Source organism: Segatella hominis (genome assembly GCF_004535825.1).
GTDB lineage: Bacteria > Bacteroidota > Bacteroidia > Bacteroidales > Bacteroidaceae > Prevotella > Prevotella hominis.
Genome location: NZ_SGVY01000020.1, coordinates 43,173 through 65,098 on the forward strand (window position 1 = coordinate 43,173; position 21,926 = coordinate 65,098).

The following is a 21,926-nucleotide window of genomic DNA, read 5'->3' on the forward strand; positions in this document are numbered from 1 at the left end:
TTTTTTAGGTTTCCATATATGATATTATCTCCTATATATAATAAGGTATATTTCCTTATCTTATTAAAAAGAATCTCATCTTGCGATAAGATGCTTTTAAAAAAATACGTTTGTGAGGGAAAAATCCCCCACAAACTCATTTTATTTCTTATTGGCTACAGCTGCCTGTTCGATGGCAAGCCCTGCCTTATAGGTCTCAATATATGCATCGAAACCAGCTACGTCTTCTGCTGTAGGTGCAATTTCTACACCAGTATTTCCTGCGAATACCTTCTTGTCGAGGTAGTCTGCAAGGCTCAATTTCTCCTCATTATTAACCAGGTAACCTGCGAGCAGGGCGATACCCCATGCACCACCTTCACCAGCAGTCTCCATCACAGAGATAGGGGAGTTGATAGCTGCTGCGAGGATGCGCTGACCTACACCCTTAGTCTTGAACAAACCGCCGTGACCTGTGATGCGATCTACCTGTACCTTCTCATCCTTGAACAATACGTCGTTACCAATCTTCAATACTGCTACAGAAGCGTAAAGGTTGGCACGCATGAAGTTGGCAAGGTTGAATTTGTCGTTGGCAGAGCGAACGAACATAGGGCGACCTTCTGCCAAACCTGTTACAGGCTCACCTGAGATATAGTTGTATGCAATCAGGCCTCCACAATCAGCATCGCCCTCGAGAGCGTGGTTGTAGAGTTTGCCGAATACCTCGTTCATATCTACCGGAACACCGAGCAACTCCTGGTACTGCTTGAACAGTCCTACCCATGCATTGAGGTCGGAAGTACAGTTGTTGCAGTGAACCATGGCTACAGGACTGCCGTCAGGTGTTGTCACCATGTCGATGACCTCGTATGGTTGGCTCAATGCTTTCTCCAATACAATCATAGAGAAAGAAGATGTACCAGCACTGACATTACCTGTGCGCTGACGAACTGCATTGGTAGCTACCATACCCGTACCTGCATCACCCTCTGGAGGACAGAGAGGAGTACCAGCCTTCAAAGTGCCAGATGGATCGAGCTTCTTTGCACCTTCTTCTGTAAGAACACCAGCGTCTTCGCCTGCATTCAATACCTCTGGGAGAATGTCAAGAATCTTCCAGCCCAAGTTCTTTGGCTCGATGAGCTTATCGAACTTAGCCACCATCTCTGCATCGTAGTTGTTGGTGTTGGAATCGATAGGGAGCATACCTGAAGCATCGCCTACGCCAAGCACCTTCTTGCCTGTCAACTGCCAGTGGATATAACCGGCGAGAGTGGTCATGAAGTCAATCTTATCGATGTGCTCCTCACCATTCAGGATAGCCTGATATACGTGAGAGATGCTCCAACGCAATGGAATATTGAAGTGGAAGAGCTCTGAAAGCTCGGCTGCAGCCTTGGCAGTGTTGGTATTGCGCCAGGTGCGGAAAGGAACGAGGATGTTCTCATCCTTGCCGAAAGCCATGTAGCCGTGCATCATCGCAGAGATACCGATGGCAGCCAACTGCTCGATTTCGCAGTCGTACTCAGCCTTTACGTTCTTGCGGAGGTCAGCATAGCAATCCTGCAAGCCTTTCCAGATGGTATCGATGCTGTAAGTCCAGAGACCATCAACCAACTGGTTTTCCCACTCAAAGCTACCCTGTGCGATAGGGTTGTTGTCGGTGTCGATCAAGACAGCCTTGATTCGGGTAGAGCCAAACTCGATACCGAGAATGGCTTTACCTGATTCTATAATAGTTTTTGCGCTCATTGTTCTTTCATTCTTTAATGTAAAGAACAAAGGGTAAAGCCTTGAAAATCATTTGAATTCTTCACTCTTCGTTCTTCACTATTCACTTAAATTATCTCAATGCTTTGTTGAGCATGTAGTAAATCTCGTTGTTGCGGAGCTGCTGCTTGAAGCTGCTGATTGTTGTGTTCTTATCGATGTTGACGAACTCAATACCTAAGATCTCGCAGAAATCTTCCCAGTACTCAGCAGTAATATCGTAAGAGAATGCACTGTGGTGTGTACCACCAGCGAGAATCCAAGCACCTGCACCAATCTCGAAGGTTGGCTGTGGAACCCAGAGAGCAGAAGCTACAGGGAGCTTAGGCATAGCCTTTGGTTCGATGCACTCTACCTCACTTGCGATGAGACGGAAACGGTTGCCGAGGTCAACTACAGTTGCCTTTACACCCTTACCGGTCTTAGATGTGAATACGAGACGAGCGGTCTGCTGCTTGCGGATACCGATGCCGAGGAAGTGAACCTCGAGCTTTGGCTTGTCTGTAGCGATCAATGGGCAAACCTCGAGCATGTGGCTCTGGAGGCTTGATGTGCGGTCTTCAGCAAAGTTGAGTGTATAGTCCTCAAGGAATGAACAGCCCTTCTCTAAGCCCTGATTCATTACCCAGAGTGTGCGGTAGAGGCAAGCTGTCTTCCAGTCACCCTCTGCACCGAAACCATAACCCTCTGCCATCAGGCGCTGTGAAGCCAAACCTGGAATCTGGTCGAAACCGCAGAAGTTAGGATCGTTTACATCTGCATCGCCGAGGTCATCGAAGTTGGTGGTGAATGCTACTGCGTTCTCATCCTTCAATACGCGGCGGAGAGCGATTTCTGCCTTAGCAGCGTTCTTCACCTTCTCCCAATATACTTCCTCGCCAGACTCATCGATCTTGATGGTGTATTCCTTCTTGTACTCCTCAACGAGAGCATCAGCCTCTGCATCAGTTACCTTCTTGTAGTACTCCATGAGTGAAGATACAGGGTAGTAATCTACGTGGTAACCCATGCGCTGCTCGAACTCTACGCGGTCGCCATCTGTTACGGCTACGTTGTTCATATTCATACCGAACATCAAGCAGCGTACGTTGTGAGCATCAGCAACACCTGCTGCTACGCGAGCCCATGTAGCAATCTGCTTCTGAGCCTCTTCGCTCTTCCAGTAACCTACTACTACCTTTCTTGGAATGCGCATACGAGTGCAGATATGGCCGAACTCGATATCGCCGTGAGCAGACTGGTTGAGGTTCATGAAGTCCATATCGATAGAATCCCAAGGGAGTTCTGCGTTATATTGTGTATGGAAGTGGAGGAGTGGCTTCTCGAGAGCCTGCAAGCCCTTGATCCACATCTTGGCAGGAGAGAAGGTATGCATCCATGTGATGATACCTACACACTTGTTGTCGTTGTTGGCAGCCTTCATCACAGCCTCTACCTCTGCAGAAGAGTTTGCTGTGCCTTTGTAAACTACCTTGATTGGGATGATGCCACTGTTGTTGAGACCATCTACCATGTCCTTTGAGTGACCATCTACTATCTTAACTGTCTCACCTCCGTAAAGAAGTTGTGCACCAGTTACAAACCAAACCTCTAAATTTTCAAATGCTTTAATCATGATTGTTGTTGTTTTTATATTGTTAGTTTATTATTATTATCTTTCTTCTTTCTTTGGAATTTTTCTTTCTTCGGAATTACTTTTTCTTTTTCTGACCGTAGTAGGCGTTAGGACCATGCTTGCGGCTGAAGTGCTTCTCTACGAGCAGCGGATTCATGGTTGTATTTGGGTTCACGCTGAAAGAGATGAACGCCATCTTGGCTACCTGCTCTGCTACTACTGCGTGGTAAACTGCTTCGTCTGCATCTTTACCCCATGTGAATGGACCGTGGTTCTTCACCAGTACACCTGGAGTATGAACCGGGTTGATATTGTCCTTCTTGAAACGGTCAACGATCACTACGCCTGTATTATGCTCATACTCAGCCATCATGTCTTCGGTCATGGCCTCAGTGCAAGGGATGCAGTCGTGGAAATAGTCTGCGTGGGTAGTACCGATGTTAGGAATATCCATGCCAGCCTGAGCCCAAGCTGTAGCATAAGTTGAATGTGTATGTACCACACCGCCCAACTTAGGGAAAGCACGGTAGAGAACCAAATGGGTAGGGGTATCAGATGAAGGATTCAGATCGCCTTCTACTACTTTGCCTGTTTCCAAGTCAACTACTACCATGTCGCTGGCTTTCATATTGTCATAACTTACACCTGATGGCTTGATGACAACCAGACCCTTCTCACGGTCGATTCCGCTCACATTTCCCCATGTAAAGAGCACGAGGTTGTGCTTTACAAGGTCAAGATTAGCCTTGAACACTTTTTCTTTCAATTCTTCTAACATAGTTTTATGTCCTTTTTATTAATTGTTGTTATATTTAGTTGCAAATAATTTTCTATCTTAATGGCTTTCTATTACTTCAGGTTGAAATACGGATCTTGTTCGTATGCTTTCTTGTTGAAGCGATAGAGAGCAGCTCCTCTTTTAGAGGATATCTTGTCGATAAGTTCGGTCTTCTCTATGAAGTCGATATCCTTGATACGCTTACGGAAGTTGCGCTTATCGATTTCTTCACCCATCACGGTCTCAAAAACATGCTGCAACTGTGTAAGGGTGAACAGTTCTGGAAGCAATTTAAAACTCAATGGCTCATTGTTGATGCGGCGGCGAATTTGTGATATGGCATTTTGAATCATCTGGTTGTGGTCGGAATACAACTTAGGGAGTTCATTCAGATTTACCCATTCCAAACCATATCTTATTCTGAGAGAATCATCATAATCTTTTACGTTGATGAGAGTGCAATAGGCGATAGAAATGACACGCTCGCCCGGGTCACGGTCAATACGACCGAATGCACCTACTTGGCGGATGTATAATCCCTTCATACCTGTCAAATCCAGAATGACACGATTGGCTGCATCTTCCAGATTTTCGTTCTGACCTACGAAGCCTCCATAGAGAGACCATTCCCCACGACCTGGATCCATCTGGCGTTTGCCGATGAGCAATTGTAACTGGCTTCCGTTGAAACCGAAAATGATACAGTCAACAGAAACGAGAACTTTGGAATGTTCGTTATAAAATTGTGTCATGATGTTTTGATTTTTGATGATTATTATCGTTTGGCTTTTTACAGCCTTTATTTCTTTGAATGTCTTTTTGAAGAGTAAAAAGTGGTTGCTTTTTTTGTTCAAGTCTGCCTCCTTCAGAACTTGCCTATAAGGAGACAGACTTGTGTGATATTTGTATTATTCGCCAGTGTAAGCCTGACGATTTTTTTACCAGAAATATGCGTAGAATGCTGCACAGAGACCGATAACTACGAGTGTACCGATGATATCGAACGCACCCCAGCTTTCACGAATAGACTTCTTGAAGTCGGATGTGAAGGTGATTGCCTCTACCTGTTCCTTGCTTGGAGCTGGTGTGAAGCAGCTCACTACTACCATGAAGATGATGAGGAAGACGAGCAACCAGCACTCGAATACGAGCCAGTTGGTCTGCCAGAACCATGCGGTATAATCCCAGAACGCACCATCCATTGTTGCCTTACCAGTATCGGTAATGACGTTGGTAACGAGGCGGAGCATACCGATGAGGAAACCGGTAATCATGGTGTATTCGCCTGCCTTTGGAGTAATCTTCTTGAAGAAAATACCCATCGCAAATACGGCTACCATAGCTGGAGCCAGAAGTGACTGGATACCCTGGAGATAATTGTACAATGTATCCATCTTCATCATGATTGGCAACCATGCGAAACCGAGAACTACAACTACTACGGTAGCGATACGGCCAACGAGTACGTAGTGAGCCTCAGACATTCCCTTCTTCAATGGCTTGTAGAAGTCCTCGGTGAAGAGGGTAGCACAACTATTGAAGAATGCTGCCAATGAAGCAACCAATGCACAAATGAAACCGATAGTTACGATTCCCTTGATACCTGCAGGAAGTACGGTTTTTACCATGATGGCGAAGGCTGCATCAGTCTCGTTCATCTGGATTGCGCCCTTCTGAGCCAAGGCTGCTGCAATCATACCTGGAATGAGGAACATGAAGCAAGGGAGAACCTTGAAGAAACCGGCTGCGATAGTACCGCGGCGGGCACGCTTCATTACCTCTACGTTGCTTTCGCCAGGAACCTGACCGAGTACACGCTGAACGATATGCTGGTCAGTACACCAGTACCAGAAACCAATGATGGTTGCACCGATAAATACTACGAAACCTGGATACTCCTGATACATTGAGTCACCTGCCTCCCAGTGGAACATGTGGGTTGTTCCGTAGCCGTTGTTCAACTTGCCGCAGTAGTCCATCATATCTGCCCAACCTGCAGAGACGCTTCCACCGCCAAGGGTAGAGAGACCGAGGAAGAGCACGAGGAATGAACCGATGACGAGGATAGGAGTCTGGATGGTTGACAGAGTCATTACACCCTTCATTCCGCCGAATACGGTGAAGATGGTGGTGAGGATGATCAAACCGATAGCACCAACCCAGAAGTTCAAGCCCCAGAGATACTCGAAGAAAATACCGCCTGTAAGTGCGGTAACGCTCACCTTGGTGAGAATGTAAGCAACGAGTGTGATGATAGAGAGCCATGAACCTGTACGCTGAGTATAGCGGAACTTCAGAAAGTCAGGCATGGTGATGATCTTACCCATCTTGTTGATGAGCAACTGATAGAAAGGTACGAATAACCAACCGAGGATGAGGATCATCCAACCCTGCATCTCCCAGTGAGCCATACCTACACCGCTCTTGGCGCCAGTACCAGCAAGACCCACGAGGTGCTCTGAACCGATATTGGCAGCGAAGATAGCCATACCGATAACATACCATGGCTCGCCCTTACCGAAGAGGTAAGCAGAAGAGTCTTCGCCCTTCTGAGCCTTTCTGTCTTTCACAATCGCATGCCATACTGCCCAAATAACGCCAACTACACCAATGGCGAGTACTGTCCAATCCAGCCATACGAATTCTGTTGAATTCCAATTCATAATTTTACTATAAGATTGTTGTGTTTATTATTAATAGTTTTATCTTTCCCTTTTATAGAGTTTTCTTCTCTTTGTTGAGTTTTCAGAGCCTTTCCTTAAATGAATAAGGAAAAGGCTTTGATAAGAGGAGTCTTATTTCTTTACGCTAAATTTATAAGCAAGGTGAGAGTAGTATTTCTCGCCTGGTTTTAAGGTTGCGTCAGTCCAATCCTTCACTCCCTGTGAAATCTTGGTAGGAGAGTCTGGATATTTCTGGCTCTCGAAGCATACACTTACATGCTTAGGATACTTGATGCCATGCTTGCAAGAGATGCCTGTGCCCTGGAAGTTACCGGTATAGACTTGAATACCTGGTTCATTGGTGAATACTTCAAGCAGGATTCCACTCTTAGGAGAGTAGAGGCTGGCGCAAACAGTCTTGTCATCGCCCTTGCCATTCTTGTATGTGTTCAGGCACCAGTTGTGGTCATAACCTGTAGCATTTTTAATCTGCTCAAAGTTGTAATCCACCTTCTTACCAATTTCTGTAGGAGTGCGGAAGTCCATAGGAGTACCTGTCACATCCTTGATTTCTCCTGTAGGAATATAGAGTTTGTCTGAAGGAGTGAACTTGTCGGCATTCACATACATAATCTGGTCGAAACCTTCCTTGGAAGGATCGCCGTTGAGATTGAAGTAGGAATGGTTGGTCATATTGATGACAGTCTCCTTATCTGTTGTTGCTCCAAATACGATATCAAGGGTGTTGTCGCTCTTGACAGTATAGGTGGCTGTTGCTGTTACATTACCAGGGAAACCATTCTCGCCATCCTTAGCATGGATAGTGAATGTAACGGATGAATCGTTTTTGGCTGTTACGTCGTAAACCTGGTTCAACCAGCCTGTGGCACCGCCACCATGCAGACAGTTGCCATTGTCGTTTGCCTTCAACTGATAGGTCTGACCATTCAACTGTAATTTGGAGTCCTTGATGCGGTTGGCATAACGACCTACAGAAGAACCATAGTCTGATGGTGAGTTGAGGGTGTCGGCATACTGGTGAATATTGTCATAACCCAATACAACGTCTGTAGGCTTACCATCCTTGTTTGGCACAGAAATGGAAACTACGCGTCCACCATAATTGGTAAGACAAACTTCCATACCCTGATTGTTCTTGAGGGTAATCAACTCCGTTTTCTTGCCGAGGACAGTTGAGTCGAAATCAGCAGGATTTAAACCAGACTGTGTGAGGTTTGAATTCTCACATGCAGAAAGCATGACTGTTACTAAGCCAGCTCCCAAAATTAGATTTTTGATATCTTTCATTTTTTAGGTTGATTATTAGAAACTTTATTATTTGGGTGTAAAATTAATACTTTATCTCGAAAGTACAATACTTTTTCCTCATTATTTTTGTTCTAAAGTGTGTTTTTAACACTATTTGTATTATCGTGGGCGGTAACAGGGATAAAATAGCTTAAAATAGTCTGTTTGTGTGTGACATGCTGGAAATAAGAAAAGCCCACGAAAAACTAACCTTTTATTAGTTTTCGTGGACTTGTTTTTCTGATACATTATATATTATACTTGATATAGCATATCATGTGTATTAGTTATATAATATATTATAATGTATATTAGCAAACCTTGTGAGAACCCTCTGAGATAACTACAGGGTAAATCTCTGGAGCATGACCATACTTAGCTGTGAACTTAGCGGTAACATCTTCTACGAACTTGTCATAGATGTCATCCTTTACCAAGTTGATGGTGCAGCCACCGAAGCCGCCACCCATGATACGGCTACCAGTAACACCATTCTCCTTAGCTAAGTCGTTCAAGAAGTCGAGCTCCTCGCAACTTACCTCATATTCCTTGCTCAAACCATAGTGAGTCTCATACATCTTCTGACCTACAGTCTCGTAGTCACCCTTTTCGAGCGCATCGCAGACTGCCAATACACGGTCTTTCTCGCCCAATACAAAGTGAGCGCGGCTGTAATCCTCTTCGCCAACTTCTGCACGAACCTCTTCCAACTGCTCCCATGTGCAATCACGGAGGGTTTCGAACTTAGCCTCTGGATGTTTAGCGGCGATGTGTTTAACCACATTCTCACAAGAGTTGCGACGGTCGTTGTATGGAGAACCAGCCAACTCATGCTTTACCTTAGAGTTTACCAAGCAGAGCTTGTAGCCCTGAGGGTTGAATGGGAAGTACTCAAACTCGCGGCTGTTGCAATCGAGGCGCATCAATTTACCTTCCTTGCCGAATACAGAAGCAAACTGGTCCATGATACCGCAGTTTACACCGATATACTTGTGCTCAGTAGCCTGACCGGCCAATACGAGATCCCACTTAGAAACCTTGTTGTCACCGAAGAGATCGTTCAAAGCAAATGCGAAGCAGCTCTCAAGAGCAGCAGAAGAAGACATACCAGCACCGAGAGGTACATCACCATAGAATGCTGCATTGAAACCTTTAACTTCAACACCCAATGCCTTCATTTCCTGGCAGATACCATAGATGTAGCGTGCCCAAGAAGCACGAGGACCTTCAGGATCATTCACCTTGAATTCTACACGGTCTTTCAAGTCGATAGAGTAGAGCATTACTGTATCTGTGCCGTTAGGACGAATCTCTGCCATAATACCCTTATCTACTGCACCTGGGAATACGAATCCACCATTGTAGTCGGTGTGCTCACCGATAAGGTTGATGCGGCCTGGAGACATATAAATATTACCTGTTTTACCATCAAAGTGCTTGATGAAGCGGCTTCTTACTTTTTCGATATCCATAATTCTTATAGTTTAGATTGTTAATATTTAAATATTTAAAAGATTTGCTTTATTTAGTAAATGGCTTTCCGTGAGTTGTACTCATGGAAAGCCAACCATTATAGAGGGTATTCCTAAGATTATTCTACAGGAATGTCCTTGTTGATGTTCTTGCAACCAGCGATTGCATAGAAGAACATGTAACCCATAGAAATGAGAGGTACGATGTAGCTCAACATGTAACCTGCATTATCGGCGATGAAGTTCTGTACCAATGGCATCAAACCACCACCTACTACCATCATCATGAAGATGCCTGAAGCCTGGGCTGTATATTTGCCAAGACCCTCTGTAGCAAGGTTGAAGATACTTGGCCACATGATAGAGGTGCAAAGACCGCAGAGTACCAAGAACATGGCTGAGATAGGAACTGTTACCAACTGGAATGAAGAACCTGTAAATACAGGCATATCTACAGTTGTTGATTTGCCAAGAAGTACTGCCAAAAGAATGAACAGCATACCTGCACCATTAGCGACAATCATCATAGAACGGCTTGAAACCTTGTTGGCAATGAAGCTGGAGCACAAACGGCCCACCAACATGAGCAACCAGTATGTTCCTGCTACGAAACCACCGATAGCTGCTGCGTTTGCCAAGGCTGCGCCGTTGATGAAGCCACCACCATTGGCTGTTGTGTCTGAAATGTAGAAATTCAAAGTTCCTGGGATACCTACCTCAACACCTACATATACGAAGATGGCGATAACGCCGAGGTTGAAATGGCGGAATGCCCATGGTGAATGCTCGAATACAGTCTTGTCAGTTGTCTTACCCATCTCAGGATCCTTGATAGGGATGAAGAGCAAGCATACAAAGGCAGCTGCAAATACTGCGAGAGCGATGTAAAGTACCAAGTTGACATCTACCATCTGGGTATTGGCTGTTACTGTACCGATAAGGGCACCTACGAGCATTGGAGTTAAAGTACCAGATAAAGAATTCAGTGTACCCCCAATGAGGTTCAACTGGTTACCGCGGTTACCACCGCCACCGAGAAGATTCAACATAGGGTTTACTACAGTATTCAGAATACATACAGCAAAACCTGAGATGAATGCACCGAAGAGATAAATAGAGAAGCCTGATACATCGACACCAAACTTACCTGAGAGGAACTGGATGAATACACCGACAAAACCAGTAGCAATACCAGTAAGAGCTGTTTTCTTGTAACCAATTTTAGTCAACAATTTACCAGCAGGGATACCCATGAAGAGGTAAGCCAAGAAGTTCATGGCATTACCGAGCATACCAATCATGTTGGCGCTACCGCTATCGGCAAATACGTTTTTCCAGATGACTCCGATAGGAGCAGCTAAGTTTGTGACGAATGAAATCATCGCGTAGAGGAACATCATCGTGATAATGGCAATGATGTTACCATTTTGTTTTTGGTTTTCCATTTTTTCTTTAATAGTTGATATTTAAATGTTTTGTTTATAAACTTGGAAAGGAGTGGCAGTTTTTGAGCTGCCACTCCTATGTTTAAATGTATGGTCTATCTTATAAATAAGGTTATCTTAAGGATAAGACTGAACCATACAAGTTTCTTTTATTTGTCAACACCAAACTTATAGATAGTTTTCTGTGTGTATGTTTCGCCTGGTTTCAAGCGTACACTTGGGAAATATGAGCGGTTTGGTGAGTCTGGGAAGTGTTGAGCCTCAAAGCAGACTGCACTTCTGCGTGGGAATGTTGCACCATGCTGACCCTTGATACCCTCCAAGAAGTTGCCTGTATACATCTGCAAACCTGGTTCGGTAGTATAAACTTCCATTGTACGACAGCTAACAGGATCCTTGATTCTTGCAGCAAAACTCAACTCGCCTTCTTCCTTCTTGTTGAGTACGTAGTTGTGATCATATCCTGAACCATTCTTGATTTGCTCATTGTCTGCATTGATATCCTGACCAATCGGTTTCGGTGTGCGGAAATCAAATGGAGTGCCTTCCACCTTCAAGATCTCACCTGTAGGAATAGAAGTCTCATCGATAGGCAAATAGAAATCAGCATTCACCTCACAAATGATATTGTCAATGGTTGGTGTAGGGTTGCCGATACCTTGGATTGAGAAGAAACCGTGGTTTGTCAGGTTCACGATAGTCAACTTGTTGGTTGTAGCCTGATACTTGATAACCAACTCGTTATCGTCAGTCAAGGTGTAAGCCACCCAAACATCCATTTCTCCAGTAAAACCTTCTTCTCCGTAAGGGCTGGTATATTTTAATACGACAGCATTCTCGCTCATGCGGGTTGCATCCCAAACATGTGTGTGGAAACCGGTAGGACCGCCATGCAAGTGATTCTTGCCATTGTTGCGAGCCAACTGGTATTCTTTGCCGTGTAATGTGAACTTACCGTCACAAATACGGTTTCCATAGCGACCGATGAGTACGCTTAGGAAAGGCTCTGGTGAATTGATAACATCCTGGATGTTGTCATGACCCTGGATGAGGTTAGCATAATTGCCATCTTTGTCTGGCATCATGATAGCCACAATTGCACCGCCGTAGTTTGTTACTGCAACTTCATTGCCCTGACTATTCTTCAAGATGAAGAGGTCGGTCTGCTTTCCATTTACAGTGGTCTGAAAATCTTCTCTTTTCAGACCACAGAGGTTTTCTACTTTTGCGCTCATAATATCCTAATTTTTTAGTTACTTTATCGTTTAAGTTATTATCTACTGCAAAGTAACTAAAAAAAAATGATTATTACAAATATTTTAGCAATTTATTGATTTAAAAAAACAAAAAATAACTTATGAAAGGAAATCGGCTACAATGTAACTTGACCCTCCAACGAAGATAAAATCATCTTCAGCAGCGTCTGCCTGTGCTGCTTTAAATGCTTTATTAACAGAAGAATACACGTTTCCGTTGAGTCCTAACGAAGTGCCTAATTCCGCGATTTTTTCCACTTTTATGGCTCTTTTTGTAGTTGCTTGTGTCCAATAGTAAATTGCGTTCTTTGGAAGCATTTTCATCACAGTTGTGACATCTTTGTCATCTACCATGCCAAAAACGATGCGAAGCTGTCTGCATGCTTGTGCCTTGATCTGAGGAGCCAGATATTGCCATCCGCCTACATTATGACCTGTATCGCAGATTACCAAAGGCTTGTCTTGTATCTTCTGCCATCTACCCATCAATCCTGTCAGTTCTGTTACATGGGAAATTCCATATTTGATGGATGTTCCTTTGTTCTTGACAAGTGTAAGATACTTGACGGCATTAAGGATGGTGTTCATATTCTTGGCCTGATAATCGCCACAGAGTTCTCCTGTCAGCTTACCCCATGTACGGGTAGTGTATTCCATTTTTCCATTAATATGTTCTGCTTTCTGGACTTCCTGCTGGTTTTCATCTTGGGCGAAAATGATAGGAGAGTTTTCTTTCTGTGCCTTTTGCAGGAAAACAGGACGTGTTTCTGGCAGATCTTCTCCGATAATGACTGGTACTCCTGGCTTGATGATGCCTGCTTTTTCGCCTGCGATGTCAGCCAAAGTGTTGCCTAAGAACTGGGTATGATCCTTACTGATATTAGTGATGATAGATAGGATAGGGGTGATAATGTTGGTGCAGTCCAAGCGACCACCGAGTCCTACTTCGATAATGGCGATATCAACCTTTTGTTCGGCAAAGTACTTGAATGCCAGAGCGGTGGTCAATTCAAAGAATGATGGATGTAGAGGTTCGAAGAATCTGCGTTCTTTTTCTACGAAATCGATAATGTATTGTTCGCTGATGCATTCTCCGTTTACTCGGATACGTTCACGAAAATCTACCAGATGTGGAGATGTAAAGAGTCCAACTTTGTATCCTTCTGATTGAAGAATGGCAGCAAGGGTATGAGAGCAGGAACCTTTTCCGTTGGTACCTGCGACATGAATGCTTTTGAACTGGCGATGAGGATGTCCGAAATGCTTGTCAAGCGTTTCGGTGGTTTGCAAACCTGGTTTGTAAGCCTTGGCACCTACCTTTTCAAAAACAGGAGTGCTGTTGAACAGATATTCTATGGTTTCTTGATAATTCATTGCTTTTCTGCGTTTATTACACCTTATTATATATATAAAGGAGCAACCCTGCCTTTGCCAGACAGGATTGCTCCTTTCATTTTTATCAATATATTCTCGTTTATTTAAAGAGGTTTTTGAAACTTTCAAAGAGAGACTTCTCGGTGGCACTATCAGCCTTGAAGTTCTCGCATTCTTTAAATTTCAAGACAAGTGCTTTTTCCTCCTTGGTAAGGGTCTTTGGTACAAATACGGTGATGTTGACGATGATGTCACCCTTTCCGTAGCCATAACCCTGTACGGCAGGAAGTCCTTTTCCTCTGAGGCGCATCTGCTTGCCTGGCTGGGTTCCTGGTTCAATCTTGAGAGTAGTCTTACCATCAATAGTTGGTACTTCTACCTCTCCGCCAAGAGTTGCAGTAGTGAAATCAAGAGCAAGATTGTAATACAGGTCCTGACCGTTACGCTCAAAGATGTCGCTCTTTTCTTCCTGGATAAGAACCTGAATGTCACCATTGATGCCATTATGCTTGCCTGCATTTCCTTTGCCGCGAACACTGACACACATGCCGTCTTCAACACCAGCAGGAATGTTGATTTCTACGACTTCATCACCTTTTACGATACCATCACCGCCACAGTGCTTACACTTGTTCTTGATGATGGTACCTTCTCCATGACAGTCTGGGCATGGAACCTGAGTCTGCATCATGCCGAACATAGAGCGAACGGTCTTGATAGTATATCCTGTACCATTACATGTATGGCATGTTTCTGGTTGTGCACCGCCTTCGCATCCTGTACCATGACATTCCTCACAAGTAACATCCTTGCGAATTTTGAATTTCTTGGTAACACCTGTGGCAATTTCCTGCAAAGTGAGTTTTACTTTCACGCGCAGATCGCTTCCCTGATATTGCTGGCGAGCACCGCCGCCACCAAAACCTCCGCCAAATCCGCTGAAACCTCCGCTGTGTCCTCCGAAGATGTCTCCAAACATGGAGAAGATGTCGTCCATATTCATGTTGCCACCTCCGCCAAATCCACCGAATCCACCTTGTGGACCGTCGAATCCGAACTGGTCATATTGCTGGCGCTTCTGAGGATCTCTTAAAACATCGTAAGCCTCAGCTGCTTCCTTGAATTTCTCCTCAGCCTCTTTGTTGCCGGGGTTGCGATCAGGATGATACTTGATGGCAATCTTTCGATAAGCCTTCTTGATCTCGTCATCGGATGCTGACTTATCGACGCCCAGCACCTCATAATAGTCTCTCTTAGCCATTTGCTAACTTCTGATTGAATGTTCTGAATATCAATTGATTATTGTCCTACTGCTACTTTTGCGTGGCGGATTACTTTGTCGTTGAGGGTGTAACCTGTCTGTACGCAGTCGATAACCTTACCTTTCTTGTCATCGCCCATTCCCGGAACCATAGCGATGGCCTCATGGAAATCTACGTCAAAGTCCTTGTCTGTAGTTTCTATCTTCTTTACGCCTAATCCTTCCAATGTCTTGATGAATTTATTGAAAATCATCTGAACACCTTCTTTGATAACTTTAGGGTCTTCACTCTTATCAGCAATGGCACGCTCAAAATCATCGAGTACTGGCAAAATGGCTGAAATTGTTTTTTCTCCGCCATTGAGTACCAGTTCTGCTTTCTCTTTGAGAGTGCGTTTGCGATAGTTTTCAAACTCAGCAGTCTTGTAGAGCAATTGCTTCTTGAGGTCTTCCACTTCTTTTTGAGCTTTCTCAAGTGGATCCAATTCTGTTTCTTCTGCCTTTTTGTCGGCAGCATTGTTGTCCTCTGTCTTTTTGTCAGCTTCGCTGTCAGATTCGTTCTCTGCACCCGCATTTTTGTCAGACTGGTTGTCTGCAGCATGGGTGTTTTGTTCCTGCTCATTGGATACTTGCTCGTTGTGAGCCTGCTCCTCGACGTTGCCGTCTTCTATATTTATATCTCTTTCTTTAGACATAGTTGTAAATTTACTTTTGATTTTTTTAGAATCTTCATGACAAAAAGTGTGCCAACCTGAAAAGGCTGGCACATATTATATATTATGTATATAAGACTTCTCGTTTGTCTTTGCAATATTCAATCCTGTATGAGCAGGATTACTGCAATCCGTACATCTTAGCTTTTTGCTCCTTGATAGCCTCGTCGTAGATATACTCGTCGTAAGACATGAGTTTGTCGATTGTGCCAGATGGAGTCAGCTCGATGATGCGGTTTGCTACGGTGTTGATGAACTCGTGGTCATGGCTGGCAAAAAGAATATTGCCCTTGAATGCCACCAAGTTGTTGTTGAAAGCCTGGATACTTTCCAAGTCCAAGTGGTTGGTTGGAGTATCAAGAATCAGACAGTTGGCATTCTGCAACTGCATACGGGCAATCATACATCTCATCTTTTCACCACCGGAGAGTACGTTTACTTTCTTCAGTACTTCCTCACCGCTGAAGAGCATTCTACCCAAGTAGCCCTTCATGGCTACCTCATTACCTGGACCATATTGACTCAACCAATCTACCAGGTTCTTATCGCTTTCAAAGAACTCTGTATTGTCGAGTGGGAGATAGGCTGTTGTGATGGTAACACCCCACTTGTATTCACCTCCATCAGCCTTTCTGTTGCCATTGATGATTTCAAAGAGAGCGGTCATCGCTTTTGGATTATGAGAGAGGAATACTACCTTTTCGCCCTTTTCGATATTGAAGTTTACGTTATCGAAAAGTACAGTTCCGTCCTCGTCGCATGCTTTCAAACCTTCTACCTCAAGAATCTGATTTCCTGGTTCACGGTCCATCTGGAAGATAATGCCAGGATATTTACGGCTTGATGGGCGGATTTCCTCAACGTTGAGTTTCTCGAGCATCTTCTTACGAGAGGTAGTCTGCTTGCTCTTTGCAACATTGGCAGAGAAACGGCGGATGAATTCTTCCAACTGCTTTTTCTTCTCCTCAGCCTTCATCTTCTGGTTTTGAGCCTGACGGAGAGCCAACTGTGAACTTTCATACCAGAAAGAGTAGTTACCGGCAAACATGGTTACCTTTCCAAAGTCGATATCCACGGTCTGGGTACTTACTGAGTCGAGGAAGTGACGGTCGTGAGATACAACCAATACGGTTTGCTCGATGTTGCTTAAGTATTCTTCCAACCATTCTACAGTATCGAGGTCGAGGTCATTGGTAGGCTCATCAAGGAGAAGGTTGTCTGGGTTTCCAAAGAGAGCTTTTGCCAACATGACGCGCACTTTCTCTGTGTTAGAGAGTTCACCAACAAGCTTGTTGTGCTGTTCCTCTTTTACGCCAAGATTCTGAAGAAGTTGTGCTGCATTGCTTTCGGCCTCCCAACCATTCATCTCTGCAAACTTCAACTCCAGGTCTGCAGCTCTGTTACCGTCTTCTTCTGTCATTTCTGGTTTAGCATAAAGGCGCTCACGCTCCTTCATGTTTTCCCAAAGAGGCTGGTGTCCCATCAAGACGGTGTCCATTACACGAAATTCGTCGTATTTAAAGTGGTCCTGCTCCAAGACAGAGAGACGCTCGCCTGGTCCCATTTCTACACTACCCTTATTTGGCTCAAGATCGCCACTGATGGCTTTGAGCAAAGTTGATTTACCTGCGCCGTTGGCACCGATAATACCATAGATGTTACCATGAGTGAACTTGAGGTTTACATCCTTGTAAAGAACTCTTTTTCCGAATTGGATTGCAAGATTTGTTACTGTGATCATTATTAATTAATACCTTTTCTTTTTTAATTTTGGCTGCAAAGTTACGAAAAAATATTTGAATATCAATACTTTGATGATAAAACTTGCTTAATTTTTAGTTAAAATGTCACAGAGGCTTGGTGGTGTTGTCAAAAAGAAGTACTTTTGTATTTTAAAACATTTGAAAATTGAAAATAATAGAAATAGAATATGGCGCATCAAAGCAATAAATGGCAGAAAAGTGCCAACCAAAGGGGAGGCTATGGCGTTCCTAACGAATATGCTTACTATGTAGTCGGAAAACCGGCTCCGCTCCTGGAATGGCTTCTTGAAAATATCAAAGGGGAGAGTAAAACCAAGATTAAGTTGACTCTCCAGGGACGAGGTATTAAAGTGGATGGTAAGATCATTACGCAGTTTGATTATGCGCTGCGTCCTGGTATGAAAATCTCAGTCAGTAAAACTAAGAAAAACAATGATAAGTTTAAAAATCGATTTGTTAAGATAGTTTACGAGGATAGGTATCTTGTCGTTGTTGAGAAAAACGTGGGTATCTTGAGTATGGCTGCTGGGCATTCTACGCTGAATGTGAAAGCTGTTCTGGATGACTATTTCCATAAGTCACGTCAGAATTGTCAGGCACATGTCGTTCATCGCCTTGATCGTGATACTTCTGGTCTGATGATTTATGCGAAGGATAAGCAGACTGAACTTGCTTTGGAGAATGATTGGCACAACAATGTTTATGACCGTAGATATGTAGCTGTTGTCTCTGGAGAGATGGAGGAAGATGAGGGAACGATTGCTAATTGGCTCAAGGATAATAAAGCTTATATTACATATAGCAGTCCTACTGATAATGGAGGTAAATATGCTGTAACTCACTTTCATACGCTCACTCGTTCGACTGATTATTCTTTGGTAGAGTTTCGCTTAGAGACTGGTCGTAAAAATCAGATTCGTGTGCATACTGCTGATATGGGACATCCTGTCTGTGGGGATATAAAATATGGCAATGAAGATGATCCTTGTCATCGTCTTTGTCTTCATGCATATGTGCTCTGTTTTTATCATCCTGTAACTCATCAGCCTATGGAGTTTGAAACTCCTATTCCTGCTGAGTTCCGTAAGGTTTTTAAGTAAAAATATGGTAGGGCTTTTATGAAGTAATGAGTTTCGATTTTAGTCTTTTTAAATAAATTATAATAGTAAAATGGATGATTTCGGATATTATATTTTTGCCTTGGTTGTGCTGGTCGTTGGTTTCTTGATTGTAAAGAAAGTTGCAACATGTTTGGTTAAGACTATTATCGGCATACTGGTATTAGCAATTTTGGCTGGTATCTATTGGGTGTATATTGCGTAAATAAGTTTTGAAGTTTTTGTGTCAGATATAGCAGAAAAGCGTTGCTGTAGCCAAAATATTTGGTAACAGCGACGCTTTTTTATTTGTGTTGCTTTTGTATTTTCTTATTGATTTTCAAGAGATCTTTCATGGCCTTTTTTCCAGCTTCTTCTCCTTTTTCTATCATCTTTATTACTTTTTTATCGCTGAAGCTGGCTGCGGAAAATCCTTTTAAATCTGGATTGATATAAACGTTGATATGGCGGAGATTTTCTTGGTATTGGCTGAGGTCTGGACGCTGGGTTATCCAATGGAGGAGTTGCCCCATGAATTTCTCTGCATTTTCATACTTTTTGGCTTTCCGTTCTCTTTTCCAGGCTTTACTGTCTTCATGTTTCTTAACCGTTAAGTCAATGGCTATCACAATATCTGCTCCCATATCAAGCACCACATCTACGGGAAGATTATCCACCAGTCCGCCATCTAATAGTTCAATTCCATTGATATCGATGGCTTTGAATGCACCTGGTATTGCCATACTGGCTCGCATGCTTCTTGCTAAATTGCCGTTCTTGAGTATCACTTTCTGCCGGTTGATATAGTCGGTTGCTACGCATCGGAAAGGGATGGGTAAACTATCGAAGGAAATACTATCTTGTTGGTGGATAGAATCTCCGTATTGAAAACTTTGCTTGTTTGTTATAGTGAGCTTGGTTGTTATCATAGAATCGAGTAGGGCGAAGATCTTATCACCTCGTATCATACCTACGGATTTGTCAATCAACTTGCTTCCCTTTCTGGCTATCGGGAACCCAAACAGGTATGTGACGCCATTCCGCTTAACAATGGGTTTTTCGCAGATTTCCATGTTGCGGTCTGTCAGCAAATTCATCCATTCCTGAGATCTGAACATACTGTCAAGTTCTTCACTTCTGTAACCGCAGGCATAGAGACCGCCAATGATGCTCCCGATACTGGTTCCTGCGATATAGTCTATTGGAATGCCAGATTTCTCAATATATTTCAAGGCTCCTACTGTGGCAGCACCTTTTGCACCGCCACCACCCAAGACAAGTCCTATTTTGGGACGTTCTTCCAGGTGTTTAGCCTCTGTGCTGCCTATACCTATTATATATATAAGGAGACAACTTAATAGGAAAATTTTCATGAATGTCCTCATTGCTTTAGTTTTTGAAGAAAAATGCCAATATTGGGATGACCCTATTTGTATTCTTAGGAACAGTCTGGAAATCTGAGATTATCTATTTCTCTGAGATTATCTATTTGTAGATGAAATAAGTTCCTCCGTCGCTCATGCAGTATTTCTTGAGTAGAGTTTGGATGTATTCGGCATTTGCCCGAACGTTAGCTTCATTTCCATCATATCCATTGATAAGCACGATGAGATGGGTGGTATTCATTTCCATCTTCGTTCGTTCATTATCGCTTGTTGGTGTGCCAACTCCTCCTATTTGGTCTCTATATACAGGTAATCCCTCTATATTAATAGTTCCTCTGCCTATACCTTCATAAGGTTCGCCGGCTTTCCCCACTCCCAAGGTAAGGGTATCTCCTTGAAATTTGTCAGCGTCAAAACCGCCGATGCTGTAGCCATAGGCTATGCTGGCTAAGTTTACGAGATCCACAAGTGTATCTCTCTGGTAAAGTTCCTTACCCTGTAATAAGCGGCGGATTAATGCTTCTGAGGCAGGGCGATAGCGGGATGGGTCCTTGCCACAGGAACGATATACCTTACGGGTAGCAGCTATGCCGCTCATGTCTTTAAGCGATTCTGTTGTCAGTTTCTGTTTGTATCTTCTGCCCAGTTCTTCGATTTCATCCCAGAGTTCTTGGCAGTATTGTGTATTTACAACGGAAGCTTCTACGCATGCACCGACAAAAGAAGGGCATACTGATTCTATTTCGGGTGATACTATGATTTTCATATGAATGTATTTCTGTTAATTATTCTACTTATCCTTGGTGCAAAGTTAATATAAAAAATCAGAATCTGCAAGAATAAAAAATAAATTATAGCAAATTCTTAAGTTGTTTTCTCATTTTTCTCATTTAGTATTTCATGGAAAAGACTAATTTGTGACTTGTTTTGCAAGCGTACTAAATGAGACAAGCGTATGTAGCAAGCGGTAAAAAGTTTGTATATGGCTTGCAGCGGTTTGTTGTATTACGTTATTACATATTATAATATATCTGCCCATACTTTTATTTTTCCCTGCCCAGGCAATAATTTTTCCGTGGGCAGGGAAAAATAAAAGTGGGGTGTTCCTTTGAGAATGGGTACTGTTAGGATTGCGTTTTTTATGAAGATTGGTAAAAACATAAAAGCGTAAAAAAATAGACTATAATAAGATATAATCGTATGTTTGTAGTCTTTTGTGTGCCTACACGATAAAATACTGAATAGTTTTGAATAAGATGTCGAAAATAGTCTGTTTGTATTCGCTTTTAATGAATATATGTTAAATTTGTGTTAAAATACAAACTTTTTTCTTGAATTATTTGGAGGGTAAGAAAATTGTTTGTACTTTTGCACTCGATTTTGAGAAATCAAGCATTCCTCAAAGCGATAAAGAAAGAGTTCTTTGAAAGATTTTACATAAACAGACAAGTAGTACAAGAAGCGGTTAACTTCTTAGAAATAAGCGAGTTAACTGGGTAAAAGAAACGAACCGTCAAGAAATTGACATCAGGTTTACTAAGCTTCAATAAACGAAAAAGGATATTCGTCCTAAGTACAGACAACAAACACCGACTATTCCAGTAATGGAATAAGAAGTAAAAATGATATTTTACAATGGAGAGTTTGATCCTGGCTCAGGATGAACGCTAGCTACAGGCTTAACACATGCAAGTCGAGGGGAAACGACATCGAAAGCTTGCTTTTGATGGGCGTCGACCGGCGCACGGGTGAGTAACGCGTATCCAACCTGCCCATCACTTGGGAATAACCTTGCGAAAGTAAGACTAATACCCAATGACATCCCACGAAGGCATCTGAATGGGATTAAAGATTTATCGGTGATGGATGGGGATGCGTCTGATTAGCTTGTTGGCGGGGTAACGGCCCACCAAGGCGACGATCAGTAGGGGTTCTGAGAGGAAGGTCCCCCACATTGGAACTGAGACACGGTCCAAACTCCTACGGGAGGCAGCAGTGAGGAATATTGGTCAATGGGCGAGAGCCTGAACCAGCCAAGTAGCGT

16 protein-coding genes and 1 rRNA gene are annotated in these 21,926 nt (G+C 43.3%); 2 read left to right on the forward strand and 15 right to left on the reverse strand.

Annotation, left to right across the window (positions count from 1 at the left end; all coding sequences use genetic code 11):
* Positions 1-141 precede the first annotated feature (141 nt).
* The 13 genes from EXN75_RS08960 to EXN75_RS09020 all read right to left on the reverse strand — a co-directional run bounded on the left by EXN75_RS08960 (position 142) and on the right by EXN75_RS09020 (position 17,378).
* Positions 142-1,734, reverse strand: coding sequence for a xylulokinase (locus EXN75_RS08960; RefSeq protein ID WP_134843540.1), 1,593 nt, complete (start codon positions 1,732-1,734; stop codon positions 142-144).
* A gap of 91 nt (positions 1,735-1,825) precedes the next feature.
* Positions 1,826-3,367 carry an L-arabinose isomerase gene (gene araA, locus EXN75_RS08965; RefSeq protein ID WP_118119105.1) on the reverse strand — a complete coding sequence of 514 codons (1,542 nt, stop codon included), beginning with the start codon at positions 3,365-3,367 and terminating at the stop codon, positions 1,826-1,828.
* A gap of 76 nt (positions 3,368-3,443) precedes the next feature.
* Entirely contained in the window at positions 3,444-4,145 is a 702-nt protein-coding gene (locus EXN75_RS08970) for an L-ribulose-5-phosphate 4-epimerase (protein ID WP_134843541.1), read from the reverse strand.
* Positions 4,146-4,216: 71 nt separating this feature from the next.
* Positions 4,217-4,897: an NUDIX hydrolase gene (locus tag EXN75_RS08975; protein WP_134843542.1), complete on the reverse strand. Its 681-nt coding sequence runs from the start codon at positions 4,895-4,897 to the stop codon at positions 4,217-4,219.
* Positions 4,898-5,083: 186 nt separating this feature from the next.
* Entirely contained in the window at positions 5,084-6,808 is a 1,725-nt protein-coding gene (locus EXN75_RS08980; RefSeq protein ID WP_134843543.1) for a sodium:solute symporter, read from the reverse strand.
* A gap of 132 nt (positions 6,809-6,940) precedes the next feature.
* Positions 6,941-8,116, reverse strand: coding sequence for an aldose epimerase family protein (locus EXN75_RS08985; protein WP_022111247.1), 1,176 nt, complete (start codon positions 8,114-8,116; stop codon positions 6,941-6,943).
* Between the two features lie 311 nt (positions 8,117-8,427).
* Complete coding sequence (gene galK, locus EXN75_RS08990; protein ID WP_134843544.1) at positions 8,428-9,588, reverse strand: galactokinase; 1,161 nt, start codon at positions 9,586-9,588, stop codon at positions 8,428-8,430.
* Positions 9,589-9,707: 119 nt separating this feature from the next.
* Positions 9,708-11,033, reverse strand: coding sequence for an MFS transporter (locus tag EXN75_RS08995; RefSeq protein ID WP_134843545.1), 1,326 nt, complete (start codon positions 11,031-11,033; stop codon positions 9,708-9,710).
* 149 nt (positions 11,034-11,182) lie between these two features.
* Positions 11,183-12,268: an aldose epimerase family protein gene (locus EXN75_RS09000; protein ID WP_134843546.1), complete on the reverse strand. Its 1,086-nt coding sequence runs from the start codon at positions 12,266-12,268 to the stop codon at positions 11,183-11,185.
* A gap of 120 nt (positions 12,269-12,388) precedes the next feature.
* Complete coding sequence (locus tag EXN75_RS09005) at positions 12,389-13,663, reverse strand: bifunctional folylpolyglutamate synthase/dihydrofolate synthase (protein ID WP_134843547.1); 1,275 nt, start codon at positions 13,661-13,663, stop codon at positions 12,389-12,391.
* Positions 13,664-13,763: 100 nt separating this feature from the next.
* Positions 13,764-14,924 (reverse strand): molecular chaperone DnaJ, encoded by a 1,161-nt coding sequence (dnaJ, locus tag EXN75_RS09010; protein ID WP_134843548.1) that lies wholly within the window; start codon positions 14,922-14,924, stop codon positions 13,764-13,766.
* Between the two features lie 38 nt (positions 14,925-14,962).
* Complete coding sequence (locus EXN75_RS09015) at positions 14,963-15,619, reverse strand: nucleotide exchange factor GrpE (RefSeq protein ID WP_134843549.1); 657 nt, start codon at positions 15,617-15,619, stop codon at positions 14,963-14,965.
* 139 nt (positions 15,620-15,758) lie between these two features.
* Complete coding sequence (locus EXN75_RS09020) at positions 15,759-17,378, reverse strand: ABC-F family ATP-binding cassette domain-containing protein (RefSeq protein ID WP_134843550.1); 1,620 nt, start codon at positions 17,376-17,378, stop codon at positions 15,759-15,761.
* A gap of 189 nt (positions 17,379-17,567) precedes the next feature.
* Between EXN75_RS09020 and EXN75_RS09025 the strand changes: the two genes are divergently transcribed.
* Positions 17,568-18,500: an RluA family pseudouridine synthase gene (locus EXN75_RS09025; RefSeq protein ID WP_134843551.1), complete on the forward strand. Its 933-nt coding sequence runs from the start codon at positions 17,568-17,570 to the stop codon at positions 18,498-18,500.
* A gap of 302 nt (positions 18,501-18,802) precedes the next feature.
* Here EXN75_RS09025 and EXN75_RS09035 read toward each other — a convergent pair whose 3' ends face one another.
* Positions 18,803-19,870, reverse strand: a complete 1,068-nt coding sequence (locus EXN75_RS09035) for a patatin-like phospholipase family protein (RefSeq protein ID WP_134843552.1) — start codon at positions 19,868-19,870, stop codon at positions 18,803-18,805.
* A gap of 112 nt (positions 19,871-19,982) precedes the next feature.
* The gene (locus EXN75_RS09040) at positions 19,983-20,648 is read right to left on the reverse strand and encodes a B3/B4 domain-containing protein (protein WP_118119085.1); all 666 of its coding nucleotides are present in this window, start codon (positions 20,646-20,648) and stop codon (positions 19,983-19,985) included.
* 866 nt (positions 20,649-21,514) lie between these two features.
* On the opposite strand from EXN75_RS09040, the gene EXN75_RS09045 reads away from it, so the two are divergent.
* A 16S ribosomal RNA gene (locus EXN75_RS09045) occupies positions 21,515-21,926 on the forward strand; the annotation flags it as partial.

What these genes read in the sequence shown, in the direction of transcription:
- EXN75_RS08960 (WP_134843540.1), bottom strand. Translation starts at nt 1,734, where the DNA reads ATGAGCGCAAAAACTATTATAGAATCAGGTAAAGCCATTCTCGGTATC.
- araA (WP_118119105.1), bottom strand. Translation starts at nt 3,367, where the DNA reads ATGATTAAAGCATTTGAAAATTTAGAGGTTTGGTTTGTAACTGGTGCA.
- EXN75_RS08970 (WP_134843541.1), bottom strand. Translation starts at nt 4,145, where the DNA reads ATGTTAGAAGAATTGAAAGAAAAAGTGTTCAAGGCTAATCTTGACCTT.
- EXN75_RS08975 (WP_134843542.1), bottom strand. Translation starts at nt 4,897, where the DNA reads ATGACACAATTTTATAACGAACATTCCAAAGTTCTCGTTTCTGTTGAC.
- EXN75_RS08980 (WP_134843543.1), bottom strand. Translation starts at nt 6,808, where the DNA reads ATGAATTGGAATTCAACAGAATTCGTATGGCTGGATTGGACAGTACTC.
- EXN75_RS08985 (WP_022111247.1), bottom strand. Translation starts at nt 8,116, where the DNA reads ATGAAAGATATCAAAAATCTAATTTTGGGAGCTGGCTTAGTAACAGTC.
- galK (WP_134843544.1), bottom strand. Translation starts at nt 9,588, where the DNA reads ATGGATATCGAAAAAGTAAGAAGCCGCTTCATCAAGCACTTTGATGGT.
- EXN75_RS08995 (WP_134843545.1), bottom strand. Translation starts at nt 11,033, where the DNA reads ATGGAAAACCAAAAACAAAATGGTAACATCATTGCCATTATCACGATG.
- EXN75_RS09000 (WP_134843546.1), bottom strand. Translation starts at nt 12,268, where the DNA reads ATGAGCGCAAAAGTAGAAAACCTCTGTGGTCTGAAAAGAGAAGATTTT.
- EXN75_RS09005 (WP_134843547.1), bottom strand. Translation starts at nt 13,663, where the DNA reads ATGAATTATCAAGAAACCATAGAATATCTGTTCAACAGCACTCCTGTT.
- dnaJ (WP_134843548.1), bottom strand. Translation starts at nt 14,924, where the DNA reads ATGGCTAAGAGAGACTATTATGAGGTGCTGGGCGTCGATAAGTCAGCA.
- EXN75_RS09015 (WP_134843549.1), bottom strand. Translation starts at nt 15,619, where the DNA reads ATGTCTAAAGAAAGAGATATAAATATAGAAGACGGCAACGTCGAGGAG.
- EXN75_RS09020 (WP_134843550.1), bottom strand. Translation starts at nt 17,378, where the DNA reads ATGATCACAGTAACAAATCTTGCAATCCAATTCGGAAAAAGAGTTCTT.
- EXN75_RS09025 (WP_134843551.1), top strand. Translation starts at nt 17,568, where the DNA reads ATGGCGCATCAAAGCAATAAATGGCAGAAAAGTGCCAACCAAAGGGGA.
- EXN75_RS09035 (WP_134843552.1), bottom strand. Translation starts at nt 19,870, where the DNA reads ATGAAAATTTTCCTATTAAGTTGTCTCCTTATATATATAATAGGTATA.
- EXN75_RS09040 (WP_118119085.1), bottom strand. Translation starts at nt 20,648, where the DNA reads ATGAAAATCATAGTATCACCCGAAATAGAATCAGTATGCCCTTCTTTT.